We start from the raw sequence: 25479 nt of genomic DNA on the forward strand, positions 1-25479 counted from the left end.
TGCGGCTAGAGAAAAGTATCAATAAGGAATAATGTTATGAGTAAACTATTATCAGTAGAAGGGGTATCGATAGATATCGGCCAAGGCTCAAATAAAAAACGAGTGGTCGAATCATTATCTTTTACCTTAGACAAACGCCAAACTCTCTGCATTGCTGGTGAATCTGGTAGTGGTAAATCCCTGTCCACGCTCGCTATTATGGGGTTACTTCCTAAAGTTGCCACAGTGCCTCAAGGGGCGATTATTTTTGACAATCAAGATCTCATCTCCTTAAATGAGCGCAAGATGCAACAAATCCGTGGTAATGATATTGCCATGATTTTTCAAGAACCAATGACCTCTCTTAATCCGTTAATGACGGCTGGCAATCAACTGATTGAAGCAATACGGGCTCACCAGTTTATTTCCGTAACGGACGCAAAACGAGTGGCAATGACGATGTTAGATGCCGTTAAAGTGCCTCAAGCAGAGAAACGTTTTAAACAGTACCCGCATGAAATGTCCGGCGGAATGCGTCAGCGTATTATGATCGCTATGGCACTAGCCTGTCAGCCTAAAATTTTGATTGCAGATGAACCAACCACGGCTCTCGATGTGACAATTCAAGCCCAGATCTTGCAGCTTTTACGAGAACTTCAGCAAGACTTTGACACGGGGGTTCTGATGATAACCCACGATATGGGCGTTGTAGCTGAAATGGCCGATGATGTGGTGGTAATGAATCGAGGTGTAGTTGAAGAACATGCGCTGATTGAACCATTATTTACCGCGCCACAATCGCTGTATACGCAAAGCTTGTTGGCTGCGGTTCCTAAGCTTGGTCATGCCAAACCACTAGAGCCGGTTTCTGCTTCAGAAAACCTTTTGCAAGTAAAAGATCTGACAGTACGCTTTACTATGAAAAAACCTTGGCTCTCACGTGATTACCAAGAAGTTCGTGCGGTTGAAAAGGTCAGCTTTTCTATAAAGCCAGGTGAAACACTCGGATTAGTTGGCGAAAGCGGTTGTGGTAAATCCACCACAGGTCGGGCTTTAATGAACTTACAAGCATTTCAGGGCAGTGCCATTCTTGATGGTGTCGAGTTGAATAATTTAAAAGGTCAGCAACTTAAGTCTATGCGTAAAAATATCCAGATGATATTTCAAGACCCTTATGCTTCTTTGAATTCGCGAAAAACCATCGCCGCTTTGCTGTCTGAACCGCTTTTATTACATAACATTGCAACCGAAAAAAACTGTAAAGAACATATTATAAAGCTATTGAATCAAGTTGGCTTAGAAGCGGATGCAATGGACAGATATCCGCATCAGTTTTCTGGCGGACAGCGTCAAAGAATTAGCATTGCGAGGGCTATTGCTTCGCAGCCTAAACTTATTATTGCAGACGAATCAGTCTCGGCTCTAGATGTATCGGTACAAGCTCAAGTATTAGAGTTACTTCAGCAGTTACAGCGTGATTTAGGCATTAGTTATCTCTTTATTTCTCATGACATGGCGGTAGTAGAACAAATTTGTCATCGAGTTGCGGTTATGCACGGCGGGCAAATCGTTGAGATGGGGCCGAGAGATCAGATAATGCAATCGCCGAAACACAGTTACACCCAACGTTTACTAAGTTCTGTTCCTATTGCAGAAATTAGGCCCAAAAGAGATCTCAAGTTGGTGCTGTCAGATCATGAAACGACCGATCCTATTAAGATGTCTTCACATCGTGCCGAGCCTATCATGTATGACAAACATGATAATGACCATTTAGTTGCGATTAACTATTAATCACCAAAAAGGGGCGACTGTAAGCCCTTTTTTATTGCAATGATGGTTGGTTTAATTGTTGTTTTATTCAATGGCGTACGGCATGCAAAACGGCAGCTTAACCGTCAGATGTAATGTATTTTACCCGCACAGTGTTAGTTTGTTATAAAGAGGTATGAATCTAAATAGACGAATACTATGCATATCTGCTTCTCTATTACTGCTCATGGTTTTGGGCACGGTGCTATTTCTTGCTCGGTGATTAATCAGGTTATAAAGGAATGGCCTGATTGCAAGATCACGGTGCTCAGTAAATTGCCAGTGAGTTATTTGAACAATCGTATCCGAAGTGACTTTACTCATATTTCGATAGGTCATGATTTTGGTATGTTGATGGATTCACCCATCAAAGTTAATGAGCAAGAGAGTCGTCGTAAATATTCACAGTTACTTAAAGACTGGGACAGAGCGGTTGCGTCAGAAAAGCGCTGTCTTGCTACGATTAACCCCGATCTGTTGATAAGTAATATATCGCCTATATCACTTGAAGCAGCAAAATTACTTGGTATTAAAACGGCTTCAGTCGCGCCTTTTGATTGGGCTCAAATTTACCGTGCTTATTGTTTAGATGACACAGATGTGACCAGCCATCGGATCTACAAAAAGATGTGCGATGTTTATGCATGTGTGGATCATATTTTCAAACCAACACCTCACGTCCCAAACATCAATCATCACGAGATAAATATTGGCAGTATTGCCAGTCAACCAGAACAACCTTCATCGGAATTATTCGCTGCCCCCCCGTTTTATGAGCATCGAAGTATTTTATTTGCACTTGGTGGTTTTGCTATGCCTATTACATTATCTCAATTGCCACAGATTAGTGGATGGCAGTGGCTGGTGGACCAAAAGGTGCCGATTTCGCGTACTGATTTACACCATTTAGAGGATTTACCGTTTTCGTTTTTACAACTGCTTGCGAGTAGCGACGTGATTATAACAAAGCCAGGCTATGGTAGTTATTGTGAAATTGCTGCTTTGGCAAAATATAAAAAAGTGAGAGTTCTTAGTTTAACTCGTCCAGATTGGCCAGAAACGCCATATTTAAATGCCTTTTTGAGACAGCATGTTCCATTTTTAGAGATAGAGTTAAGTCATTTAGAAGGAAATAAGCTGGCTCAACGTATATTTGAACTTTCCCAGTTACCTTATCCTGAAACGTTACCATATGAAGATGGTGCGGAGGATTTGGTCAACTATTTAAAACGAAACATTTTCATGAAGTAACCTGAATTCTGAATAACTGTAGACGCTCACTAATATCTGATTATTTTACGTTGTTTCGATGATGTTGTTTCTTTCATTTACAAGTAAGTTGTTTATCTATCATTTTACTTCACTAGCACATTATTTGCTCTGATATTAATTTTCTGTCTATCGTAATGAGGTTAACGTTGAAATAGCATATGAATCGTATGTGATTCGTATATGTTATTTATTTTTTAGAGAGTACTTATGGGTATCGTTAAAATTTCAGATACGCTTCATGAAGAGGTCAGAAAAGCGAGTGGAGTGATGCACCGCTCGATTAATTCTCAAGCTGAGTTTTGGATTAAAATTGGCATGATGGCAGAGTTGTATCTAAATCTTACGTTTAATGAATTAACGTCTAAGTTGATGTCATCTGCTTCGGTTTCAGATAACAACATTAAAAGTGCAGAGGGAGTCGTTGGTAATGACTAATCCTGTAACCGTTAAAAGTGCTCAAGACATAGAGTATATGAGAGAGTCCGGACGGTTGTTGGCAAATGTATTTCTAGCTTTAGATTCTTATATTAAGCCTGGTTTGTCTACAATGGATATCAATGATTTTGTAGAGAAATATATTGTGGACGAACTTGATGCTCGACCATTCGGGTTACGAAGTCTTAACGCTTAGAAATGAAGAATTTGTTTAAGAATTCAATTTACAATGATGAGATGTTTGAACGTATTGATATCGACCATAACAAATTTATCAATATAGTTGAGTTTCAATTGCATAAAGGTCCCATGAAATCTTGAGATTTATAAGTGTCTGCCATAGAGAAGTATCACTCGTTACCTCTCTATGAACAATCACTTACGGTTATGACAGGAGCTAACACTTATGCGAAATAATGTTTGGCGTTGTTAAAGCAGATATTTTCAACCATCTGACCCAGCAAAGACATATCGTTTGGCATTTCACCGCTTTCCACCCAACAACCAATCATGTTACATAAGATACGGCGGAAGTATTCATGACGTGTGTAAGATAGGAAGCTACGCGAATCTGTAAGCATACCAATGAATTGGCTGAGTAACCCCAATTGAGATAATTGTTCTATTTGTCGTTGCATACCGTCTTTTTGGTCGTTGAACCACCAGCCAGAGCCAAACTGGATTTTTCCTGCGATACCGCCACCCTGAAAATTGCCAATCATGGTCGCTATCATTTCATTATCACGAGGATTTAGGCAGTATAGAACAGTTTTTGGTAGCTCGTTGGTTTTATCCATCTCATCAAGTAAATGTGCTAATTCGAATGAGAAAACACGGTCACTAATCGAATCATAACCAGCGTCAGCACCCAGTAGTTTAAACATGCGAGTATTGTTATTACGTTGAGCTCCAATATGCAGTTGCATGATCCATCCAAGCTTAGAATAGCGCTTACCTAACCAGACCTGTACCGCTGTTGAGAATTGGGCGCATTCTGTTTCTGATAGAGTTTCACCTTGTAGGCGACGAGTCATGAAGCTATTAAGCGTCTTTTCTGTTGGGATAGCGGCGTAGCGTACGATTTCAATACCGTGATCAGCGGCACGACACCCATGAGAATCAAAGAATACGAGGCGTTTATCGAGAGCGTCCAACAAAGTAGTAAAGTTATGGATTTCTATATCTGCCGATTGACCAAGTAGTTTCATGTAGTCGCAAAAACCGTCAAGTTCGATTTTGAAAGCTCTATCTGGTCGCCAACTTGGTAGAACTTGCGTATCAAAGTTGTTATTTGCCGCTAATGCTGCATGGTGCTCGAGTGTATCGATAGGATCATCGGTTGTTCCTGCCATTACAACATTCATTTGTTTCATGATACCGCGAGCAGAGAACTCTGAAGTTTGTAACCGTTCATTACATTCATGCCAAATGCTTTCCGCGGTTTCCGGATTTAGTATTATGTTGGTTATACCAAATGGACGACGTAGCTCCAAGTGAGTCCAATGGAATAAAGGGTTTCCCAAGGTCATTGGGACGGTTTTAGCCCAAGCTTGAAATTTGTCATAGTCACTTGCATCCCCTGTTATCAGGTGCTCTTGAATACCTGCAGAACGCATTGCCCGCCATTTGTAGTGATCGCCTTCTAACCAGATTTGACTCATATTTTCAAATTGACGATTCTGAGCAATATCAGCAGGATTTAGGTGGCAATGATAGTCAAAAATTGGTTGGTCTGATGCGTGTTCATGGTAAAGACGCTTCGCAGTCTCATTACTTAGTAGAAAATCAGGGCATAGAAAACGTTTCATATTATTTTCCTCTTAGAGTGCAGCGACAGTCGAGCGCGCACCATTATCAATTAGAGATTGGTAAGCCGAGCTTACCGCGTCGATAACTTTTTGATTTGCACCAATGTCTGCAGGAAAAATCGTTTCGATAGCAAGTAATGGGCGAACGACAGATATATTTTGGCCGTATTTGTCACACACTGCTTTAAGTTGTTGCGCCATTGGATCTTTAACATCAATGGTGTTCCCTTGTTCATCAACTGCGGATACATAACGCATCCAACCAGCTATGGCTGCTGCGAGCCATTTAAAGTCGGATCCGTGTTCTAGATGAAAACGTAAACTACCTCCTAGGCGTTGTGGAATTTTTTGGCTCCCATCCATCGCGATTTGCCAAGTTTTATGTTTAAGACTCGGGTTAGTAAAGCGCTCAATAAGCAGATTTGCGTAGCTTTCCAGATCAGTACCTTTCGGCATGGCTAGTGAGGGGGCTTGTGCTTGCATCATCATGTCAAATGCCGCTTTTCGATAACCATGATCTGTCATGGTGTCAGAAATATGTTTGTAGCCGCCAAGGTAGCCTAAGTAAGCGAGGAAAGAGTGACTTCCATTTAGCAAGCGAAGTTTCATTTCTTCATATGGCACAACATCGGTAACAAATTCAGCTCCAGCAAGGTTCCAATTTGGTCGACCTGCAACAAAATTGTCTTCAATTATCCATTGTCGAAATGGTTCGCATGAAATACCACATGGGTCTTTGACGCCTAGTAGTTGTTCGATTTCATTAAGTGTATCTTCTGTCGCAGCAGGCACAATACGGTCAACCATTGTACAGGGAAATGTGACGTTAGCTTCTATCCAATCACTCAGCTCTGTATCAAGTAATCGAGCATATTCGACGATGACCATTTTTGCTACGTGACCATTTTCTTGTACGTTATCGCAAGATAGTACAGTGAATGGTCCAATTCCGCGTTCACGCCGGATTTTTAGTGCTTGAACGATGTAACCTAACGCTGATTTAGGTTGAGTTGGGTTTTGTAAATCAGCCATTATAAGAGCATTATTTTTATCAAGCTTACCTGTTGCGGGGTCGGCACAGTATCCTTTTTCAGTAATGGTCATGGATATAATAGCGACTTGAGGTTCTGTCATTTTATCTATAACCGCTTCAACACCGTCAAAGTAAGGATGCAACGATTCTTTTACACAACCAATAACTTTAACATCAGTAAATTCTGCCCCTTTTTCAACCACACTATAGAGGTGATCCTGTTGTCGCAATGATTGAATGAGGTCGATACCAGAAAATAAGCTTATTTCACATATCCCCCAATTACTATCGGATTTACGAGTAACTTCGTCGGTGAAAAGTGCTTGATGAGCACGATGGAATGCGCCGAACCCCAGATGAACGATTCGAGATTTTAGTTTTGAACGATCGTAAGTGGGTCGGCTGATCGATTGGTTAGCAGTATGATTGCTAATATTAAGCATTAATCTGTTCCTTATCTTGCGGCAGAGAGTGGGGATGTGCCGCAGAAAGTGGAAAAGCTGCGCCGTTTTGGTATGTAGTACCATTTACGGTAAGTTGGCGAGATTCACCGTGAGGTAGGTGAAGTGCCAGGACGTCGTAAGCTGGTGTGAAGTGACCAATTCGGATGATGCTTAAGTCAATGGTGTTATTGTCGCATCTCATTTCGATGTTTAGTGTAATGTGGTCACCTGATTGATAACCGTTAGTTTCACCATCGTCATCAAATAGACTACAAACACTGTGCCCCACTCCTTGAATTGGATAGATGTTCAGATTACGACGTTTATCTTGTTTTGGATTAACACTGGCAATTCGTTCACTGGTTGGAATGATAGAACCGGCCCGAGCTAGAAGAGGGATACGCTCAAGTGGAGCATCAATTATCACTGATCTACCGGCGCTATACCATTGACCTGTGTAATAGTCGTACCAACCATGTTGGTTGTTGGGTAGATAGACCATACGCTCTCGTTGGCCTGCTTCTACAACTGACGCCACTAGAAGGTTTCTGCCTAATAGGTAATCATCGTTTTCTTCCAGTGTATTTTCATCGTGCTCATGGTCGAGGAATGTTGGGCGTAACATTGGCTCATCGTTTGCGTGCGCTTGGTATAAAGCGTCGTAGATGTATGGTAATAATTGATAACGAAGTTTCATTGCATCACGGATGATAGGGGTTACGGTTGGGTGCATCCATGGTTCGTTTACACTGCCGTCGTCATTCCAAGAGTGGATAGTGAAGCGAGGGTGCATAACACCGTTTTGTACCCAACGAACGAATAGTTCTGGATCTGGTTTTTCACCAGAGAATCCGCCGACATCGTGCCCAAGATTATATAAACCAGATAAGCTCATACCTAGTCCCATTTTGATGTTGTATTTCAAGCTGGTCCAGTTTGTTCTATTATCGCCACTCCATGTCTGAACATAGCGGTTCATGCCTGGACAGCCTGAACGAGATATTAGGTAAGGTCGAATATTCGGTGCGTATTGTATTTGCGCTTCGTAAGAAGCACGCATCATTAGGAGAGGCTGGAGTGGACGGATCAGGCTAACAGGGATCTCTTTGCCAAAACCGCAACAGCGAGCACCTTTATCCCAGATTTCATATTCGTTGTTATCGTTCCAAGTCGAATCGATACCTTTATCAAGTAATTGTTCTTTAACGTTATCTTGCCACCACTTTACGGTATCTGGATTTGTAAAGTCTAGATGCGAACCATCTGAATCCCAAAAGACAGAATTTTCTGGCCGATCATATTCAGAATCTTTAATGAATAAACCTTTTTGTTCGACTTCTTGAAATCGTGGGTGGCTATGCAGTAGACAAGGTTTGATGTTTGCCGCTAATTTTAAACCATTACTGTGAAAATGTTCGGCCATCGTATTTGGATTTGGTACTTTATCGTAGTTCCAGTTGAAGACATACCGTAAGTCACCAATAGATGTGTAACCAGAGGACAGCTGGAATGAATCACATGGCATACCGTGCGATTCACATTGGTCAACAAATCCTTCTAATAGTTCTTGAGAGTTTGGTGCGTCAGTATATTGCATAGTTGAACCGCTGTAACCTAAGCTCCACTTAGGGCCAAATGCAGTCCCACCAGTAAGTCGAACGAACTGTTTAGTCACGCTCTTGACGCTATCACCGTACATAAAGTAAAGGTCAAGATCTCCATCTTCGGCACGGTAACTACGATACTTTATGTGGTAGTTATCTAATTCGTTACCCAAATCGAACCAGCAGTTTGCAAGATTGTCGTAAAAAACACCGAATGATGCGCTTGTTGAGCGAGTGTTGGTTTCAGTAGCAGCACAAGTGTTTGTTTTAGTAATATAAAAAGGAACGTGCTTGTATAGCGGATCCGTTTTGCTTGCATCATAACCCATTGCGTCTAAGTTGCGCATTTCAAAACGACGTCCTTCGCGATTTAGATTGCCTGTTTTCTCTCCAAGACCATAATAATATTCGTTATCCTCTCGGTTCATAAAATGGCTAATACCCGGTTCAGTCACTCCTAGTTGAAATGCGCCAGTTTTACGATCTTTAGTTAATGGTTGCCACTCACCATTAATTTTGTGCTCCCATTCCATCCATAATGGTTGGTTCAGGGTTAGGCGCAAGGTGTCCGTTGCTACAATAAGCTTGTCTTTAGTATTAGTTAATGCGTAAGAAGGAAGAGAAAAACCTTTTGTTGACATGCGATCCCGACCTTGCCATGGGACATCTTGGCCGTCTGGTGCAACCATCCATGTACGGTCTAGACGCAACACGTTGTGACGCTTTATCAGCACGCGTATCAGGTTTGATTCCAGCACGAATAGATGAAGTGAATGTTTTTCATCTACACTTAGGACGATTTCGTTATTGTGTTGCTGTTTGAAAGACCAATTTTTTAGGTTTTTCATTGTAAACTCCTGTCGAATTAGAGAGCCCTCGAAAGTAAGGCCCTCTATGACGTATTGATTGATGTAGTGCGGGTTAGCTGGTTAGTAACCTAGGAATAATTGAGGTAACGCTAGGCTTAATTGTGGTATGAACGTCACCAACATCAACGCGAATACTAAAACCGCGTAAAAAGGTAGCAGCGGTTTGATCACTCGATCTATTTTAACTTTGGCTACTGAGCACCCAATAAAGAGTGCAGAACCTACTGGAGGGGTACAGATTCCGATGGCTAAATTAAAGGTCATCATGATACCGAAGTGCACTGGATCCATACCTAAATCCATTGCTATAGGTAGAAATATTGGCGTGAATATAAGTAGTGCTGGGGTCATATCCATGAAGATACCAACTACCAGTAGAATTACGTTGATGATGAGTAAAATAACAATAGGGTTTTCTGATACGGCCAATAGCGCATCGCTTATCATATAGGGTATATCGGCATTCGCCATTGCCCATGACATACCCATAGAAGCCCCAATAAGCAATAAGACAATTGAAGTGGTAACGACTGACTCAAGGATAATAGAGGGTAATTGTTTAATCGATACTTCTCGATAGAACACGACCGCAAGAATAAGCGTATAAACAACTGCAATGGCGGAAGCTTCCGTTGCAGTAAATATTCCCCCTATTATCCCACCCATAATGACTACGATTAAGCTTAAGCTTGGTAGAGCTTTCCAGGTTTTATTTAAGACTTCAGAGATACTGGGTTTCGGTGAAACAGGGTATCCTCTGCGACGTGCTATCAAACCTGCAACGATCATTAAACTTAAGCCCATTAATAAACCAGGAATATAACCACCTAAAAAGAGTGCACCAATAGAAGTACCACCAGAGATCAATGAGTACACAATAAAGGTATTACTTGGCGGTATAAGTAGACCAGTTGGGCAAGAAGTAATATTGACGGCAGCGGAATATGACTCGTCATATCCTTCTTTTTTTTGTAATGGAGCCATTGTGCCACCTACTGCCGCTGCGGAAGCGACAGCCGATCCTGATATTGCACCAAACATCATGTTTGCCATTATATTCACATGGGCAAGTGAGCCAGGGAGGTGTCCACCCAACACTTTGGCAAAGTCAATAAGACGAAGTGCTATTCCTCCTTGATTCATAATATTGCCTGCAAGGATAAAAAATGGGATCGCGAGTAAGGCAAAACTATCTAAGCCCGAAGCCATTTTCTGTGAGATAACCGCTATAGCGGCATCAAAAGGTAGAGAGAGCATAATCGTGAGTAGAGAAGCGATACCTATCGCAAATGAAATTGGAACGCCTAATCCTAAAAAGAGGAAAAAACTACCAAATAAAACAATAATGACTTGCCATTCCACAATGATATTCCTTATGTGTTCTTTTCGTAGGAGGAGATTGAGTTATTTTGTATTTGATATGTTGTCTATAATATCTTTTGTCAAATAAACCATCATGAACAATCCACTTAATGGAATGGCCGCATAGATTAAGCCCATTTCTATTCCCAATGCCGGGGAAATTTGACCTGTCTGTAGTGTTTTAAGCATTAATTTTCCACCACCATAAGTAAGGATTACCGAAGCAAACACCAGACTAATCGTGTTAACGATAAGTCTTAATTGGGTGATTTTTTTAGCATCGTTCTCCCATTTAGCGGCAAGTAAATCAATGGCTAAATGGCGCTTTTGACCTAGAGTGTATGCCGCTCCCATTAAACCGACCCATATGAATAAGAAGCGAGCGACTTCATCTGTCATTGTGCTTGGGATATTGAGTACGTAGCGAGAAAATACTTGCCAAACAACACAAGCCACCAAAACACTACTCAACGAAATACAAAATAGAGAGAGTACTTTATTCATTATCGTAATGAGGCGATTCATAACGTCTCCTAGTTGAGGATATTTCAAGTCCATAACATTTTTATTATTTAACTTGTATTACGGATATATTTTTAGGTTGAGCTGGATTTAAACACAGACTGATAAAATGGCGCGTGATATTCCTCACATAAAAATTGGTCAGGCCAATTTTGAGGCTAAAAGCATGACATTGGTCAACCAATGAGGTTTATTTTCTTGTTTATTAGCAAAAATTGGTTCAGTTTAATCTGGTACCCAATAAAATTCCGGTTTTAGATTAAATTGGTACACCGGATACATATAAAAAATAACTAACAACCTACAAACCTATAACTAATAGACAATAACCTATTATTTGAAACAAAAAACGGAGAACCAATATGCGTTGGAACAAGATAGTACTTAGTACTGGGATGTCATGTGCACTCGTTGCGTCGGTCAGTTTTTCTGCAATGGCTGCAACTACGCTTAAACTCAGTCACAACCAAGATCGTAACCATCCTGTACACAAATCAATGCAATATATGGCGGACCAAGTTAAAGAATATACGGATGGTGAGGTTCGTATTCGTATTTACCCTAATGGGCAACTTGGTACTCAAAGAGAGTCTATGGAGCTGTTACAAAATGGCGCGTTAGATATTGCTAAATCCAACGCAAGTGAAATGGAATCTTTCGAACCCGCTTATGGTGCGTTCAATATTCCTTATATTTTCCGAGACCGCGAGCATTATTATCGTGCTATGTCTGGCGAAGTAGGACAAAAAATCCTAGATGCTTCTTATGATAAAGGTTTTGTTGGTTTAACATATTATGATGCTGGAGCTCGAAGCTTTTATGCAAGTAAAGCCATTACATCACCCGCTGACCTTGCAGGTTTAAAAGTTCGCGTGCAACCAAGTCCTACCGCTGTTCAAATGATCAAGTTAATGGGTGGGTCTCCAACCCCACTTGCTTACGGTGAATTGTACACGGCACTTCAACAAGGAGTGGTCGATGGTGCTGAAAACAACCCTACTGCGTTAACGACAGCAAGACATGGTGAAGTGGCTAAAGTGTTTAGCCAAGATGAGCATACAATGATCCCTGATGTATTAGTAATTAGTTCAAAAGTTTGGGATGATCTTGGCGACGATTATCAAAAAATTCTGAAGAAAGCAGCAAAAGAATCGATGCTTTATCACAAAGATTTGTGGACAAAAATGACAGATGAATCCATTCAGAAATCTAAAGATTCTATGGGAGTGAAGTTTGTTACAGTAGAGAAACAACCTTTTGTTGATGCTGTTAAGCCAATGCATGATGCCGCTCTAAATAACCCAGCTATTGCTGAGTATGTTGGTGCGATTGACGCTCTTGCGCAATAATTTTAATCGTTAAATTCAAAATAGAGCGCGTAAACGCGCTTTTTTTGGAGTACTTAAGATGCTTGAAAAATCAGAATTAGCAGAAAACGCAATAAATTGTTTGCATGATGAACAATATGATGTGCCTTTTAATCTGCAAAATCTCAATCATAAAAATATGTTGTTCATGGAAGGTCGTGTGACGGAATCTCTGAATGGTCATTGGAATTTTGCAGTGGATCTTCTCGATACCGGTTTACGTCAACGATGGTACGAGATGCAGCCGGTCCCTGCTGAAGAGCGCACCGAGCCGTGGGATTACGATCCCTACGTCGGTGAAACAATTCCAGTACCATCCAATTGGCAAATGCAGAAAGAAAAGTGGTACTTTTTTGAAGGTAGTGCTTGGTATACCAGAGCATGGAATTATAAAGAGAAAGAACAGGGCGAACGTGTATTCTTGCGTGTTGGCGCTGCCCAATATGATTGTAAAGTGTTCTTAAATGGAGAATTTATTGGCAATCATTATGGCGGTTCAACGCCGTTCTTTGCAGAATTTACTGGTAAGTTAAAACCTGGTCAAAATTGGATCATGTGTTGTGTTAATAACACCCGCACTTTAGACCGTGTACCAATGCGTAATACTGATTGGTTCAACTATGGTGGTATCTATCGTGATATTGAGATTGTTCGGACGCCTACTGAGATCTTACGTGATTTACATGTCTATCTTGTACCCGATGGCGAATATGACAAGGTACGAGTAGATATTGAAATAGAAGGACAGATCTCAGAAGTAGAGTTTGCTATTGAAGAACTTGCTATTAAGAAAACCCTTTTGGTTTGCGATGGTAAAGCAACGGCAGATATTTCAGTTTCTCCTGAATTGTGGTCACCTGAAAACCCTAGATTATATAATGTTACTGCGAGCTATGGGAAAGACAAAGTCACAGATAGGGTAGGTTTTCGTCAGGTTGAAGTAATCGGAACGGATATCTATGTAAACGGTAAAAATACGTTTCTACGTGGGATCAGTGTACATGAAGACGACAAAGTATTGGGGAAAGTAGTTACACCTGAAGATTTAAAACGACGGTTTCAACACGCTAAGGAACTGAATTGTAACTACATGCGTTTCGCTCATTATACTCATCATGAATTGGCAACTAAGATGGCTGATGAAATGGGCTTCTTAATATGGGCTGAGATTCCTGTGTACTGGGCAATTGATTTTGATAATCCTTCAACTTATCAAGACGCTGAAAATCAGTTGCTTGAAATGATCAAACGGGATAGAAACCGAGCCAGTATTATTATGTGGTCTGTCGGCAACGAAAATGCTGATACGGATGCTCGACTTGAGTTTATGTCGAAACTGGTTAAAGCCGTGCGTGATAATGATGAATGTCGCCTAGTTTCTGCTGCTTGTCTGGTCAATCACAGTAAAAATAAGATTGAAGATCGACTCGCAGAACACCTAGATGTCATTGGAATAAACGAATATTACGGTTGGTATGAAGAGGTATTTGACGAGTTAATAGAAATTGGAGAAAACTCTAATCCAGGTAAGCCTGTCGTTATCTCCGAAACTGGTGCTGATGGATTTATTGGTGAAGGCGCTCCAAAACTCGGCTTCTTTAGCGAAGCTTACATGACAGATGTTTATAATAAACAGATAGAGTACTTACAACGCTTAGATTACATAAAAGGCATATCACCGTGGATTTTGTACGAATTTAGAGTAGAAAGACGACAGAACATGTTCCAACTCGGTTGGAATCGTAAAGGCCTTATATCGAATGATAAATTCACCAAAAAGGCGCCATTTTTGTTACTAGCAAATTTCTATCAAAAATTAACGCAAGCAGGATAGGACTTACCTTACCGTTAGTCGACCAATTGGTTGACCAATTGAAGGTTTCTGATAATATACACTTAAACTTTAATGAAGAAGTACTCATGAACATAGCGATTTCAACACCCAAACGTCTTTACCAGAAAATAGGTCTTGCATTACATGATCGTGTTCGGTCGGGTGAGTTCAAGATAGGTGATCGTTTGCCACCTGAACGTGATATTGCGCAAGAAATGAATGTTAGTCGTTCGGTTGTTCGTGAAGCGGTAATTATGCTTGAGCTCCAAGGTCTCGTTGAAGTCCGAAAAGGTTCAGGGGTGTATGTTATTAATGAGGCTGTCGTTGGCCTCAATCCTAGTTCAGAAGTAAGTGCAAGCCGTGAATCCTCTGACATCGGCCCGTTTGAGTTACTGCAAGCTCGTCAGGTTCTTGAAAGTCAAATCGCTAGCTTTGCGGCATTGAATCTTACTAAAAACGATATCTCTAAACTTAGAGAAGCACTAGATATAGAGCGTAAGCAGCTTGAGACGGGAAATGGTGATTATGATGGTGATGAAATGTTTCACCTTACCATTGCCGAAGCGTCTCAAAACAGTGTTCTAAGTGATATTGTTCAGGCTCTTTGGCTGCGCCGTGATGAAAGTTCGATGTGGCGTCATTTGCATTCGAGAATTACTAATAAAAGTTATCGAACTGCTTGGTTAGCAGACCATGAAGTGATTTTGAGAGCATTACAGCATCGAGATCCAGAAGGTGCGCGCAAAGCAATGTGGGATCATCTTGAAAATGTGAAACAAACGTTATTTGAATTATCTGATATTGATGACCCGAAATTCGATGGTTTTTTATTTAGATAATTAACACTTTTCAATTCAATAATACGAAATTACAGACTTGAACTGGTAAATAAACATTTATTTACCGAGGGATTGTCACGTCTAAAAAAGGTGCATATATATGGAACAGACTTGGCGTTGGTATGGGCCCAATGACCCTGTATCTCTCAATGATATAAAACAGGCTGGGGCAACAGGTATTGTGAATGCTCTTCATCATATTCCAAATGGAGACATTTGGACTAAAGACGAAATTTTAAAAAGAAAAAAAATAATTGAAGAAAAAGGGTTTGTTTGGTCGGTTGTAGAGAGTATTCCTGTACATGAGGAAATTAAAACTCGATCAGGCAACTACGTGCAGTGGATTGACAACTACAAACAATCACTAATTAATTTAGCTGAGTGTGGTATTGATACGGTTTGTTATAATTTTATGCCAGTACTTGACTGGACTCGTACCGATTTAGAATATGAATTGGCAGATGGCTCAAGAGCATTGCGGTTTGACCAAATAGAATTTGCTGCTTTTGAATTATATATTCTCAAGCGACCTGGAGCCGAAAATGAGTACACGGAAGAAGAGCAACAAGAAGCATGTACTCGATTTGATTCCATGACCCAAGCCGAAATTGATAAACTAACAGCAAACATCATAGCAGGGCTTCCTGGCGCGGAAGAAGGATATACGCTTGAGGAATTCCAAGAGCGCTTAGATACTTATAAAGATATCGATAAAGACAAACTTCGTCAGCACATGGTCTTGTTCTTAAATGAGCTGATGCCAGTATGTGAACAATTTGGTCTAAAATTGGCGGTGCATCCAGATGATCCTCCGCGTCCAATTCTTGGCTTGCCTAGAATCGTTTCTAATATAGAAGATATAGAAGCCCTAACAAACGCAGTACCGAGTAAAATGAATGGTATTACAATGTGTACTGGCTCTTATGGCGTACGAGGAGATAACGATTTAGTGAAGATGATTGAAACTTACGGAGATCGTATTTATTTTACCCATCTGCGTTCAACAATGCGTGAAGAAAATCCATTGAGTTTTCATGAAGCCGCACATTTAGATGGTGATGTGGATATGTACAATGTTATTAATGCGCTGCTTAAAGAGGAATATCGGCGAAAACAGGCTGGCGAAACTCGTTTAATTCCTATGCGTCCAGATCATGGACATCAAATGATAGATGATCTTAAGAAGCAAACTAATCCGGGATATTCTTGTATTGGCCGTTTGAAAGGTTTAGCAGAAATACGTGGTGTTGAACTGGCTTTGCAGCGAACTTTTTATAACAAATAGTTGGTATAAATAATAATTGATAACGTCAGATTATTTCGATGATGTTTTGGTTTACCTCAAGAGGCGCTAAACTACGGCCTCTTGCTGTTTTATATTGTGAAAAGACCCAATGAGTTTATTGGTTTCTAAATCTTAAGCTCTATCTAGCCTTATTACCTAAAACGACTAATCATCTAGCAGCGCTTCTACTTTTCTTAATAGCTTTCTGATTTGATGTTTGTTGTTTTGTTTGGCACATTTACTGTCACTGCTGTGGCGGACGATAAGTTCAACCGGTATGTTGATCTGTCTTAATGCTTGATGTTCGGCTGAGTTGTGATTTTTTAATTTAATCGCTTCTAGGACGGTTTGTTTTCCTATCGCAGTAAAGTCTTGTTTTACCGTAGTGAGTGGAGGCGTAAAGTACGCACTATCCGCGATGCCATCAAATCCCACTACAGCGACTTGTTCAGGCACACTTATTTGTAATTCATCTAAGGCTCGTAAAGCACCTAGGGCCATTTGGTCACTCGCAACTATAACCGCGTCAAATTTAATTTGTCGACCAACAGCCTCACGCACCGCTAAATATCCACTACTTGCAAGCCAATCACCTTGATATTGATAACTAATAGTTTTACCTGCGCTATGAATTTCATCTACCCAAGTTTCAAAGCGGATGGCCGACGCGCTCGATTCTTTAGGGCCAGCAATAAGTAAAAACGTTTCACGTCCACCTAGAATTAAGTGTTTTACCACGTCCTTTGAACCCTGTGCATGCTCACCGTGAACATAGTGAACGGGAGTGCCTTCTGGCACATCAACGAATATCAGATGTAAACTTGGAAATTGTTCGACTAGAGATATTGCATCACTGGAGGTGAGGGGAACGTTAAGAATAATGCAATCAACTTGTTGGGCGATCAATTCGCGCACGGAAGCTTGAACGTGCTCTAGTCCTGGCTGATTAACGACAGAGAAAGCGGTACCGAAGTTTAACTCATTTGCTTTATCTCTCACGCCATTGGCAATGAGTGCCGCGCCATGCAATGCCATATCTAGTGTGATTAGTCCGATATTAGTCGACTTAGCGCGACTCAACATTTGTGCACCTTTGTTGGGTATGTAACCCAGCTGTTTAATCGCTTGGTTTACTTTTATTCGAGTTTTTTCGGCGACATTATCTGAACCGTTGGTTACACGAGAAACGGTTTGGGTTGATACGCCTGCCAGCTTGGCGACATCTTTAAATGTGACACTCACAAGTTTGTCCATGAATTAACGATAGATTGAAATCATTATAATGAACTTATCAGTTAAGCGTTGTGTGCTTGTTCAAAATTGTCATAAAAACATTATATTTTGTTTTCGAAAACAGTCGATCTTGTTCATATTTTATTAGACTTAAATACGTTTTTGATCACATAAATTCGTTATATCACTACAGATAAAATAAATTCAGAGCAAGATATTAACCATTAAATGTTTACGAAAACAATATTGGATCTGCTATGAGTAATTTTGTTCATCTACACAGTAAAAATCACAGTTTAATAATTAAAACCGATAAAGTTCCTGAGATCCTTCATTGGGGTTCAAAAATTTCGCACATTGACGATGACCTTTTATTGTCTACCGAGCGACCTATTTCTCAAGCTCGCTTAGACGTAGATGTACCTTTATCTCTATGCCCTGAACTTGGCAGCGGCCATTTTAATGCACCCGGGATAGAAGGCCATCGTGATGGTTACGATTGGGCGCCCGTGTTTACATTAATTTCTTCTCAATCTGATGATAATCAAGCGACCTTTTTGTTGGTGGATGATATTGCAAAACTTGAGCTTAAGGTTGAGTTAAAAATGAATTACGCGACAGATGTTGTTCAAAAGCAGGTGAGCGTTAAAAATATCGGTGCGAGTCAATACTATTTGGGCAAACTCTCTTCAACGTTACCCCTTCCAAATCATGCCAATGAACTCATGACGTTCCACGGTCGCTGGTGCCATGAATTTCAAACTCAGCGTCAATGCTTTAAACATGGTGGTTTTATGCAAGAAAATCGCCGTGGTCGTACATCTCATGAAAACTTCCCTGGATTATTTGTCGGTACGAATGGCTTCAGTGAGCAGCTTGGTCAAGTGTGGGGTTTTCATCTTGCTTGGAGTGGAAATCATCAAATGCGAGCAGACGTACGTAGCGATGGTCGACGATTTGTGCAAGCTGGGGAACTTCTATTGTCAGGAGAAATCATTCTTGATGTTGGTAAAGAGTATCAAACCCCTTGGTTATATGGTTGCTATAGCAATGCTGGTTTAAATGGTATTTCGCAACGTTTCCAACAATTTGTGCGTGATAACATTGTTACGTTCCCTGTCAACAAGCCTCGCCCAGTACACCTGAATACTTGGGAGGGTATCTATTTTGATCATAAGCCTGAATACATTATAAAGATGGCAACCGAAGCAGCCGAAATGGGGGTCGAGCGTTTTATTATTGATGATGGTTGGTTTATTGGTCGCGATGGAGAACGTGCTGCGTTAGGTGATTGGTACCTTGATACAATTAAGTATCCAGATGGTTTAGAGTCTGTGATTGAGCACGTTAATAACAAAGGCATGGAGTTTGGACTTTGGGTTGAACCTGAAATGGTTAGCCAAGATTCCAATCTTTACCGCAACCACCCTGATTGGATACTCGGTTTGCAAGGTTATCATCAACCTTCTGGTCGCTGGCAATATGTGTTAGATCTGCAAAATAAAGATTGTTACAACTATTTATTTGAGCGTTTAAACGACCTACTTACCCGTTATAACATTCGTTACTTAAAGTGGGATATGAATCGTGAACTGGTTCAACCCGGCCACCAAGGCCGTCCTTCAGTCCATAGTCAAACTCAAGCCGTCTATCATTTAGTCGACCAATTAAATGAAACTCACCCAGAAGTAGAAATTGAATCTTGTGCCTCTGGCGGTGGCCGTATCGATTTTGAAATCCTAAAGCGAACTCAACGATTTTGGCCATCGGATTGTAATGATGCGTTGGAGCGACAAGCGATTCAAAAGGGAATGAGTTACTTTTTTCCTCCTGAAGTGATGGGTACACACATCGGTCCTGCTGAATGCCACTCTACCAATCGACGCCACAACATTAATATGCGAGGTGTAACGGCATTAACTGGTCATATGGGCGTTGAATTAGATCCAGTAAAAGAGTCAGAAAAAGAGAAACAAGCGTTTTCTCGTTACATTGCTTTACATAAGCAGTTTCGACATTTACTGCATAGTGGTCGTAGTTTCCGAATCGATCCTGCTGATCAAAATCAAAATATTTATGGAGTAGAGAACGAAGATGAAATATTGATCATTGTGTGTCAGTTGGCAATGCCGGAATACGCACTGCCTTCCCCACTACGTATTAGTGACGCGGATGTAAATGCGCAATATCAAGTCAAGTTGGTTGAGATGCCCCAAATTAGTTTTCAGCTAATGAAACAGCGCCCTAGGTGGTTAGATAAAACGCTGACGTTAAGTGGCGACAATTTGAAAGAAATTGGATTGAACTTGCCGATTTTAGACCCGGAATCGGCCCTTATCGTTCATCTTCAAAAACGCTAATGAATCATCAATAAACCTTATATATATCTGGTACAGGTGCCGTGATAGTTATCACTGCACTTTTTCCTGATAAACGAATAACAACCATAACTTTAATAGATTAAGGACAAAATTATGCCAATGACAATCCTACTGTCATTTTTCTTCTTTACAGGCTTCGTGGTATTTTTCACTTGGTCACGTGTGAAGAATCAAAAAAATGATTCAAAAGACGGCTTTTTCCTCGGAGGTCGAAGCTTAACTGGTGGACTTATTGCTAGTTCGCTTATTCTTACCAATCTTTCCGCAACTAGCTTTGTTGGGATGAGCGCACTATCGTTTAAGGGCAATATGTCGGTGATGGGGTACGAAGTTGCCTCAGGGATCACCTTGATCATTATCGCTCTGTTTCTTGTGCCTCGCTACCTTAAACAAGGTATTACCACTATTCCAGATTTTCTTGAATCTCGCTACGACCTTTCTGTTAAGCAATTTGTAACGGGATTATTTCTATTAAGCTATATTGTCAATCTACTACCTAACACTCTGTACGCAGGTGCCATGGTTATTGGCGGTATCTTCGATATTGAGACAATGCTGGGCATTAATCGTTTTCAAGCAATTTTATTAATCGCCTCTATTATTGGTTTTTTAGGGTTATTTTATGCTATTTATGGCGGCCTAAAAGCGGTGGTTATTGCTGATACATTAAACGGTGTCGGTCTGATCGTTGGTGGCTTAATGATCCCTATTTTTGGTTTAATCGTTTTAGGGCACGGTAGTTTTATGGAAGGCTTAGACATTATTACAACTAACGCGACGGATAAATTACAGGCGGTTGGCGCTGAAGATGATCCAAATGTGCCATTTTCAACCATGTTTACTGGGTTACTATTAGTTAACCTTTATTATTGGGGAACTGACCAAGCTATCATTCAACGAGCGTTAGGAGCGAAAAATCTTAAAGAAGGTCAAAAAGGCGTCATTCTTGCCGGTGCAGTCAAGGTATTAACACCATTATTCTTAATTGTGCCAGGTATTATTGCTTATCATATGTTCGGTACAGTGGATGCGACGGGTCAAAGTTATGAAGCCGATACCATGTACACTCGACTGGTTAACGAAGTGCTGCCTAAACCATTGGTGGGATTTTTCCTTGCGGCAATGTTTGGTGCGATTTTATCTACATTTAACGGGGTCTTAAACTCCTCAACAACGTTATTTACACTTAATGTTTACAAACCCATTTTTGATAAAGAGAACAAACTATCTGATCAACAATTGGTTAATAAAGGTCGTTCATTTGGTCTGTTCATTGCTATTTTGTCAGTTGGTATTGCGCCATTTATCATGTTTGCTCCAAATGGTCTGTTTGATTTGTTACAACGCCTTGCGGGTCTATTTAGTGTTCCTATATTTACTATCGTGTTTATGGGGTACATCACTAAACGTGTTCCAGCGATAGCGGCCAAAATCTCCTTGAGCGTTTTCGTATTGGCTTACGGTATTGTTCAATTTACTCCGGCATCAATGCATGATTTTCTTGGCCCACTTAAGCCATTGGCTGAGTTACATTTCTTTCATCAACTAGCAGTGCTGTTTGTGATTTGTTGTGTGATTATGTTTGTCATAGGCAAAGTTCGACCACGCGAAACAGATTACGTTTTGCCCGTTAATGAGGCAATGGATATTAAACCTTGGGAATTTCGCTTTGAGGCTTCGGCAGTGATTCTATATATGGTGCTTGGTGCATACATTACCTTCTCTGACTTAGGTTTGGTTGCGGGTGATTCATCCTTCATGGTGACCTACGCTTTATGTGGGATTGTTATTCTCGGTGGTATCTTTGCTCGAATTAAAACAAAACTAAAATCCGCTCGCCTAGAAGAAAAAAATGTCTAATCTAGAGGAAGATAAGTTAACGTGCGTGATAATAGTACAGTGTGAGCAAGTAAAGGCACTTTGCGATATTACGAAAACGACAGAGTAGTGTTGCCCGACTGGATGCAAATCATTCACCACTGATGGACCTACTTTGAGCCAGTAGTACTAAAAAGCCAGTGTTTGCTATAACACTGGCTTTTCAGTTAGGGGAGTGTGCAGTTATTGCTAACACTCTTTTTGTTTTTGTTTGATAAAATTATTGCTTAACTGTTATCAAAAACGTGTGGCGTTACTTCGTTGCCGTTGGTTTCGCCTTTACTGTAAGCCTGTATATTAGACAAGGTGGTTTCGGCTATGTTTTGTAGGGCTTCATCGGTTAAGAACGCTTGGTGACCGGTAAAAATTACGTTGTGACAAGCGGAAAGGCGACGGAATATGTCATCTTGGATCACTTCTGCTGATAGATCTTCAAAAAACAGCTCTTTCTCATGTTCATAAACATCTAATGCTAATCCGCCTAGCGTGCCATCCTTTAACGCGTCGATACAGCTTTGTGAATCAACCAATTTGCCACGACTGGTATTAATTAACAACGTGCCTTTTTGCATTTGACTGAATGCTTCTTTATTGATCAAAAAGGTGTTTTCGGCTGTTAATGGGCAGTGCAGTGAAATAATTTGTGACTGTGATAGTAAAGTATCCATACTGACATATTCGACTCCTAACGCTCGTGCTTCTTCGTTCGGATACGGGTCAAATGCGAGTAATTTACAACCAAACCCTTTAAGGATTCGTAGGGTTGCTAAGCCGATTTTACCTGTGCCAACCACTCCGGCTGTTTTGCCGAAAATATTCATTCCGGTCAACCCTTCTAAGGAGAAGTTTGCGTCTCTAGTACGTTGGTATGCTTTATGAATGCGGCGGTTTAGTGTCATCATTAGTGCAATAGCATGTTCGGCTACCGATTCTGGTGAATATGCAGGGACGCGAGCGACTCTTATACCGTAGCGTTCCGCTGCTTCTAAATCGACATTGTTGAAACCAGCGCATCGCATTAGTAACAGTTTGACGCCTTGTTCGCTCAGGACTTTCAGTGTTGCTTCGCTTAGATCATCATTGACAAAAGCGCAAACTGCATCATTGTTTTGTGCAAGACTTGCTGTTTTCTCGTTGAGCACGGTATCAAAGTAGTCAAATTGCAGTTCGTCGTTGTTGATCCAATTTTTTTTATGCTGTTCAAAGCTATTTCGGTCATAGCGTTTAGCACTGAAAAACGAAACTTTCATTATATTCTCCTTTAGTGTTGAACAGGCAATATCATCGTAATGAGATTGCCTGTTCAATCGTTATGTAATGATTCTACCCATGACATTACCGTATTGCGCGTAAGCATTCGACCCTGTTGATATTGGGGGAATTTGAACCTTGTGACTTGAACATATGATAGGCGCAATCTTGCGGCGATACGTTAGCTAATATTGATTTCGGTGTTAGATGTAACTTATTCCGTTTTTAGCCAGCCTTTTTCTGTGGCGGCCTCAATTTGTTCTACAACAAAAGCCCAAAGTTTAGGCGCGGATTTTTCGAGATGTTTATTGCGATTAATGACTTGTTGTTTCATAACGTGGTGTTGTGCCCAACTACCGCCTTCATTTTGTATATTTTGAATTAATGGTAATATTCTATCCATCGCTTTGGCAAAACGAGCATCTGCTGTTTGTGCTTGTTCAAATTCAGTCCATAAATCGAGGAATTGTTTACTATGATGTTCAGGCAATAAACCAAAAATTCGATGAGCTGCCGCGACTTCTTTATCTGATTGTTGATCAAGAATGGCTTTTGAATCAAAAGCGAAAGTGTCACCAGCATCAATTTCGACAATATCATGTAACAATAACATCAAGGTAACGCGAGAAATATCAATGTCTTCTTCTGCATATGGGGCTAAGACGTGAGCCATAAGAGCGATATGCCAACTGTGTTCAGCGCTGTTCTCAAATCTATTGTTATCTGCCTTGATTAATGTGCGTCGATAAACCGATTTCAATTTATCCATTTCTAGGATGAAATCTAACTGTTTGGCTAACTCTTGCATGAATACTCCGTAGATGAAAGTGGACTTAGGATGTCTTATAGAAATTTAACATTCTCTGTAGAACTGAACCAGACGTTTCGAACGTAATCATTTCAACATCAAAATCCGAGTAAGTCACATTCATCACTTTTATACTAACTGGTTTTCTTTAAATAATTTATAATAAATACATAGTTCATCACGTCATAAGTGGATTTTTTACACGACATTAGGAATGCAATGCCTGAAATTAATATCGATTCGACTTATGGTGTTATTGTGATCAAAGATCTAAATCTTGTTTATGTTGATGATAATTATGCAAGAATATACGGCTACAAATCAGCTAAAGAGTTAATGTCTAATATCAACTCATTTTTAGATCTGATTGATCCAAAGCACCATCAGGTGGCTCGAGAGAATTATTATCGACAAATGAGCGGCCAACTTAATCCCCGTGGTCGAACGTTTAAAAATATTGATCGTAATGGACGTGTCTTTACGGTATTTGCTATTGATCATGTAATCCAATGGAAGGGAGAGCAGGCGATGCAGGTAACGGTAATGGATATGTCTGCACTCGAAGACGCCCATCAGAAAATTACAGAGAACGAACGCAAATACAAACAACTAATTAGCTCATCAGGTCAAGGGATTACAGTCCATAAAAATTTCAAACCCCTTATGGTTAATCAAGCTTGGGTTGACTTAATGCATGCACCATCAATTGAGTTTGTTCTTGCCAATGTTAGTCTCATGGAGTTTATTCCCAAAAAAGAACAAAGCTTCGCTCGTCAACAATATAGGGATATTATTAGCGGGGAACTGAGAGGTTCAAATCGTATTGTTGAAAATATTTGTTTTGACGGAGCGAAACGTTATTTTCGGGTCTATGACAATAGAATAGAGTGGGATGGCGAGCCAGCTATTCAGGCGGTTATCGAAGATGTCACCGAGAAAGTTGAGTTGGAAAAGAAACTGAAATATCTGTCCATCACAGATTCACTCACTCAAGTATACAATAGACGCAAACTTGATGAGGTATTGAAGCAGGAGAGAAATCGCCAGACTCGTTATGGTCACCCTTTATCAATTTTACTTATTGATCTCGATTATTTCAAAACCATTAACGATAACTTTGGTCACCAAGCGGGTGATGAAACGCTTATAGCGGTAGCCAGTTTGCTTAAGGATAGTGTAAGGAAAACAGATACAGTAGGACGATGGGGAGGTGAGGAGTTTCTCATTATTTGTCCTAGTGCGCTGATTGACGCTGCGCAGCATTTAGCAGAAAAGCTTAGAAAGGCCATTTCAAGATTGGAAAATGGTGTTCCTCGAACGTTAACCGCCAGTATTGGCGTTGCGTCAGCAAAAAACAATGAACCAATCGAGAAACTTCTAAAACGAGTAGATGAAGCGCTTTATTGCGCTAAGCATAACGGAAGAAACCGAGTGGAAGTGTCGCAATAACCACTAACCTTAAAC

19 protein-coding genes are annotated in these 25479 nt (G+C 40.6%); 11 read left to right on the top strand and 8 right to left on the bottom strand.

Features of this window, described 5'->3' with window-relative positions; all coding sequences use genetic code 11:
* Positions 1-36: 36 nt before the first annotated feature.
* From R3X26_RS09500 to R3X26_RS09515, 4 genes are all read left to right on the top strand, one after another.
* Positions 37-1773, top strand: coding sequence for an ABC transporter ATP-binding protein (locus tag R3X26_RS09500; protein ID WP_317717062.1), 1737 nt, complete (start codon positions 37-39; stop codon positions 1771-1773).
* Between the two features lie 177 nt (positions 1774-1950).
* Positions 1951-3042, top strand: coding sequence for a hypothetical protein (locus tag R3X26_RS09505; protein ID WP_317717063.1), 1092 nt, complete (start codon positions 1951-1953; stop codon positions 3040-3042).
* Between the two features lie 228 nt (positions 3043-3270).
* Positions 3271-3498 (top strand): ParD-like family protein, encoded by a 228-nt coding sequence (locus R3X26_RS09510; protein WP_317717064.1) that lies wholly within the window; start codon positions 3271-3273, stop codon positions 3496-3498.
* Complete coding sequence (locus tag R3X26_RS09515; protein WP_317717065.1) at positions 3491-3694, top strand: hypothetical protein; 204 nt, start codon at positions 3491-3493, stop codon at positions 3692-3694. Before R3X26_RS09510 ends, R3X26_RS09515 begins: the two co-directional genes overlap by 8 nt.
* A 208-nt stretch (positions 3695-3902) precedes the next feature.
* Here the strand turns inward: R3X26_RS09515 and uxaC are convergent, their stop codons facing one another.
* The 5 genes from uxaC to R3X26_RS09540 all read right to left on the bottom strand — a co-directional run bounded on the left by uxaC (position 3903) and on the right by R3X26_RS09540 (position 11142).
* Positions 3903-5306, bottom strand: coding sequence for a glucuronate isomerase (gene uxaC / locus R3X26_RS09520; RefSeq protein ID WP_317717066.1), 1404 nt, complete (start codon positions 5304-5306; stop codon positions 3903-3905).
* A gap of 12 nt (positions 5307-5318) precedes the next feature.
* Positions 5319-6782: a fructuronate reductase gene (locus tag R3X26_RS09525; RefSeq protein WP_317717067.1), complete on the bottom strand. Its 1464-nt coding sequence runs from the start codon at positions 6780-6782 to the stop codon at positions 5319-5321.
* Entirely contained in the window at positions 6775-9234 is a 2460-nt protein-coding gene (locus R3X26_RS09530; RefSeq protein WP_317717068.1) for a glycoside hydrolase family 31 protein, read from the bottom strand. Before R3X26_RS09530 ends, R3X26_RS09525 begins: the two co-directional genes overlap by 8 nt.
* A gap of 81 nt (positions 9235-9315) precedes the next feature.
* Positions 9316-10617, bottom strand: coding sequence for a TRAP transporter large permease (locus R3X26_RS09535; protein WP_317717069.1), 1302 nt, complete (start codon positions 10615-10617; stop codon positions 9316-9318).
* Positions 10618-10659: 42 nt separating this feature from the next.
* The gene (locus R3X26_RS09540; protein ID WP_317717070.1) at positions 10660-11142 is read right to left on the bottom strand and encodes a TRAP transporter small permease; all 483 of its coding nucleotides are present in this window, start codon (positions 11140-11142) and stop codon (positions 10660-10662) included.
* 359 nt (positions 11143-11501) lie between these two features.
* On the opposite strand from R3X26_RS09540, the gene R3X26_RS09545 reads away from it, so the two are divergent.
* The 4 genes from R3X26_RS09545 (at position 11502) to uxuA (ending at position 16464) form a co-directional block, all read left to right on the top strand.
* A complete protein-coding gene (locus R3X26_RS09545; RefSeq protein WP_317717071.1) occupies positions 11502-12488 on the top strand; it encodes a TRAP transporter substrate-binding protein in 987 nt (328 codons plus the stop codon).
* A 58-nt stretch (positions 12489-12546) separates the two neighbouring features.
* On the top strand, positions 12547-14340 hold the full coding sequence (locus R3X26_RS09550) for a glycoside hydrolase family 2 protein (protein WP_317717072.1): 1794 nt from the start codon (positions 12547-12549) through the stop codon (positions 14338-14340).
* 86 nt (positions 14341-14426) lie between these two features.
* The gene (locus tag R3X26_RS09555) at positions 14427-15179 is read left to right on the top strand and encodes an FCD domain-containing protein (protein WP_317717073.1); all 753 of its coding nucleotides are present in this window, start codon (positions 14427-14429) and stop codon (positions 15177-15179) included.
* 100 nt (positions 15180-15279) lie between these two features.
* Entirely contained in the window at positions 15280-16464 is a 1185-nt protein-coding gene (gene uxuA / locus R3X26_RS09560; protein ID WP_317717074.1) for a mannonate dehydratase, read from the top strand.
* Positions 16465-16629: 165 nt separating this feature from the next.
* Here uxuA and R3X26_RS09565 read toward each other — a convergent pair whose 3' ends face one another.
* Positions 16630-17706, bottom strand: coding sequence for a LacI family DNA-binding transcriptional regulator (locus R3X26_RS09565; protein ID WP_317717075.1), 1077 nt, complete (start codon positions 17704-17706; stop codon positions 16630-16632).
* A gap of 248 nt (positions 17707-17954) precedes the next feature.
* Between R3X26_RS09565 and R3X26_RS09570 the strand changes: the two genes are divergently transcribed.
* Both R3X26_RS09570 and R3X26_RS09575 read left to right on the top strand, forming a co-directional pair.
* Positions 17955-20057 carry an alpha-galactosidase gene (locus R3X26_RS09570; protein ID WP_317717076.1) on the top strand — a complete coding sequence of 701 codons (2103 nt, stop codon included), beginning with the start codon at positions 17955-17957 and terminating at the stop codon, positions 20055-20057.
* Between the two features lie 114 nt (positions 20058-20171).
* On the top strand, positions 20172-21938 hold the full coding sequence (locus tag R3X26_RS09575; RefSeq protein WP_317717077.1) for a solute:sodium symporter family transporter: 1767 nt from the start codon (positions 20172-20174) through the stop codon (positions 21936-21938).
* 245 nt (positions 21939-22183) lie between these two features.
* Here the strand turns inward: R3X26_RS09575 and R3X26_RS09580 are convergent, their stop codons facing one another.
* Complete coding sequence (locus tag R3X26_RS09580; RefSeq protein ID WP_317717078.1) at positions 22184-23206, bottom strand: 2-hydroxyacid dehydrogenase; 1023 nt, start codon at positions 23204-23206, stop codon at positions 22184-22186.
* A 215-nt stretch (positions 23207-23421) separates the two neighbouring features.
* Complete coding sequence (locus tag R3X26_RS09585; RefSeq protein ID WP_317717079.1) at positions 23422-24015, bottom strand: HD domain-containing protein; 594 nt, start codon at positions 24013-24015, stop codon at positions 23422-23424.
* A 219-nt stretch (positions 24016-24234) separates the two neighbouring features.
* On the opposite strand from R3X26_RS09585, the gene R3X26_RS09590 reads away from it, so the two are divergent.
* Positions 24235-25464: a sensor domain-containing diguanylate cyclase gene (locus tag R3X26_RS09590; RefSeq protein WP_317717080.1), complete on the top strand. Its 1230-nt coding sequence runs from the start codon at positions 24235-24237 to the stop codon at positions 25462-25464.
* Positions 25465-25479 lie beyond the last annotated feature (15 nt).

It is taken from the genome of Vibrio sp. TH_r3 (genome assembly GCF_033101115.1).
Taxonomy (GTDB): Bacteria; Pseudomonadota; Gammaproteobacteria; order Enterobacterales; family Vibrionaceae; genus Vibrio.

Excerpts from the sequence above, each read along its gene's own strand:
- R3X26_RS09500 (WP_317717062.1), top strand. The coding sequence starts at position 37 with ATGAGTAAACTATTATCAGTAGAAGGGGTATCGATAGATATCGGCCAA.
- R3X26_RS09505 (WP_317717063.1), top strand. The coding sequence starts at position 1,951 with ATGCATATCTGCTTCTCTATTACTGCTCATGGTTTTGGGCACGGTGCT.
- R3X26_RS09510 (WP_317717064.1), top strand. The coding sequence starts at position 3,271 with ATGGGTATCGTTAAAATTTCAGATACGCTTCATGAAGAGGTCAGAAAA.
- R3X26_RS09515 (WP_317717065.1), top strand. The coding sequence starts at position 3,491 with ATGACTAATCCTGTAACCGTTAAAAGTGCTCAAGACATAGAGTATATG.
- uxaC (WP_317717066.1), bottom strand. The coding sequence starts at position 5,306 with ATGAAACGTTTTCTATGCCCTGATTTTCTACTAAGTAATGAGACTGCG.
- R3X26_RS09525 (WP_317717067.1), bottom strand. The coding sequence starts at position 6,782 with ATGCTTAATATTAGCAATCATACTGCTAACCAATCGATCAGCCGACCC.
- R3X26_RS09530 (WP_317717068.1), bottom strand. The coding sequence starts at position 9,234 with ATGAAAAACCTAAAAAATTGGTCTTTCAAACAGCAACACAATAACGAA.
- R3X26_RS09540 (WP_317717070.1), bottom strand. The coding sequence starts at position 11,142 with ATGAATCGCCTCATTACGATAATGAATAAAGTACTCTCTCTATTTTGT.
- R3X26_RS09545 (WP_317717071.1), top strand. The coding sequence starts at position 11,502 with ATGCGTTGGAACAAGATAGTACTTAGTACTGGGATGTCATGTGCACTC.
- R3X26_RS09550 (WP_317717072.1), top strand. The coding sequence starts at position 12,547 with ATGCTTGAAAAATCAGAATTAGCAGAAAACGCAATAAATTGTTTGCAT.
- R3X26_RS09555 (WP_317717073.1), top strand. The coding sequence starts at position 14,427 with ATGAACATAGCGATTTCAACACCCAAACGTCTTTACCAGAAAATAGGT.
- uxuA (WP_317717074.1), top strand. The coding sequence starts at position 15,280 with ATGGAACAGACTTGGCGTTGGTATGGGCCCAATGACCCTGTATCTCTC.
- R3X26_RS09570 (WP_317717076.1), top strand. The coding sequence starts at position 17,955 with ATGAGTAATTTTGTTCATCTACACAGTAAAAATCACAGTTTAATAATT.
- R3X26_RS09575 (WP_317717077.1), top strand. The coding sequence starts at position 20,172 with ATGCCAATGACAATCCTACTGTCATTTTTCTTCTTTACAGGCTTCGTG.
- R3X26_RS09580 (WP_317717078.1), bottom strand. The coding sequence starts at position 23,206 with ATGAAAGTTTCGTTTTTCAGTGCTAAACGCTATGACCGAAATAGCTTT.
- R3X26_RS09585 (WP_317717079.1), bottom strand. The coding sequence starts at position 24,015 with ATGCAAGAGTTAGCCAAACAGTTAGATTTCATCCTAGAAATGGATAAA.
- R3X26_RS09590 (WP_317717080.1), top strand. The coding sequence starts at position 24,235 with ATGCCTGAAATTAATATCGATTCGACTTATGGTGTTATTGTGATCAAA.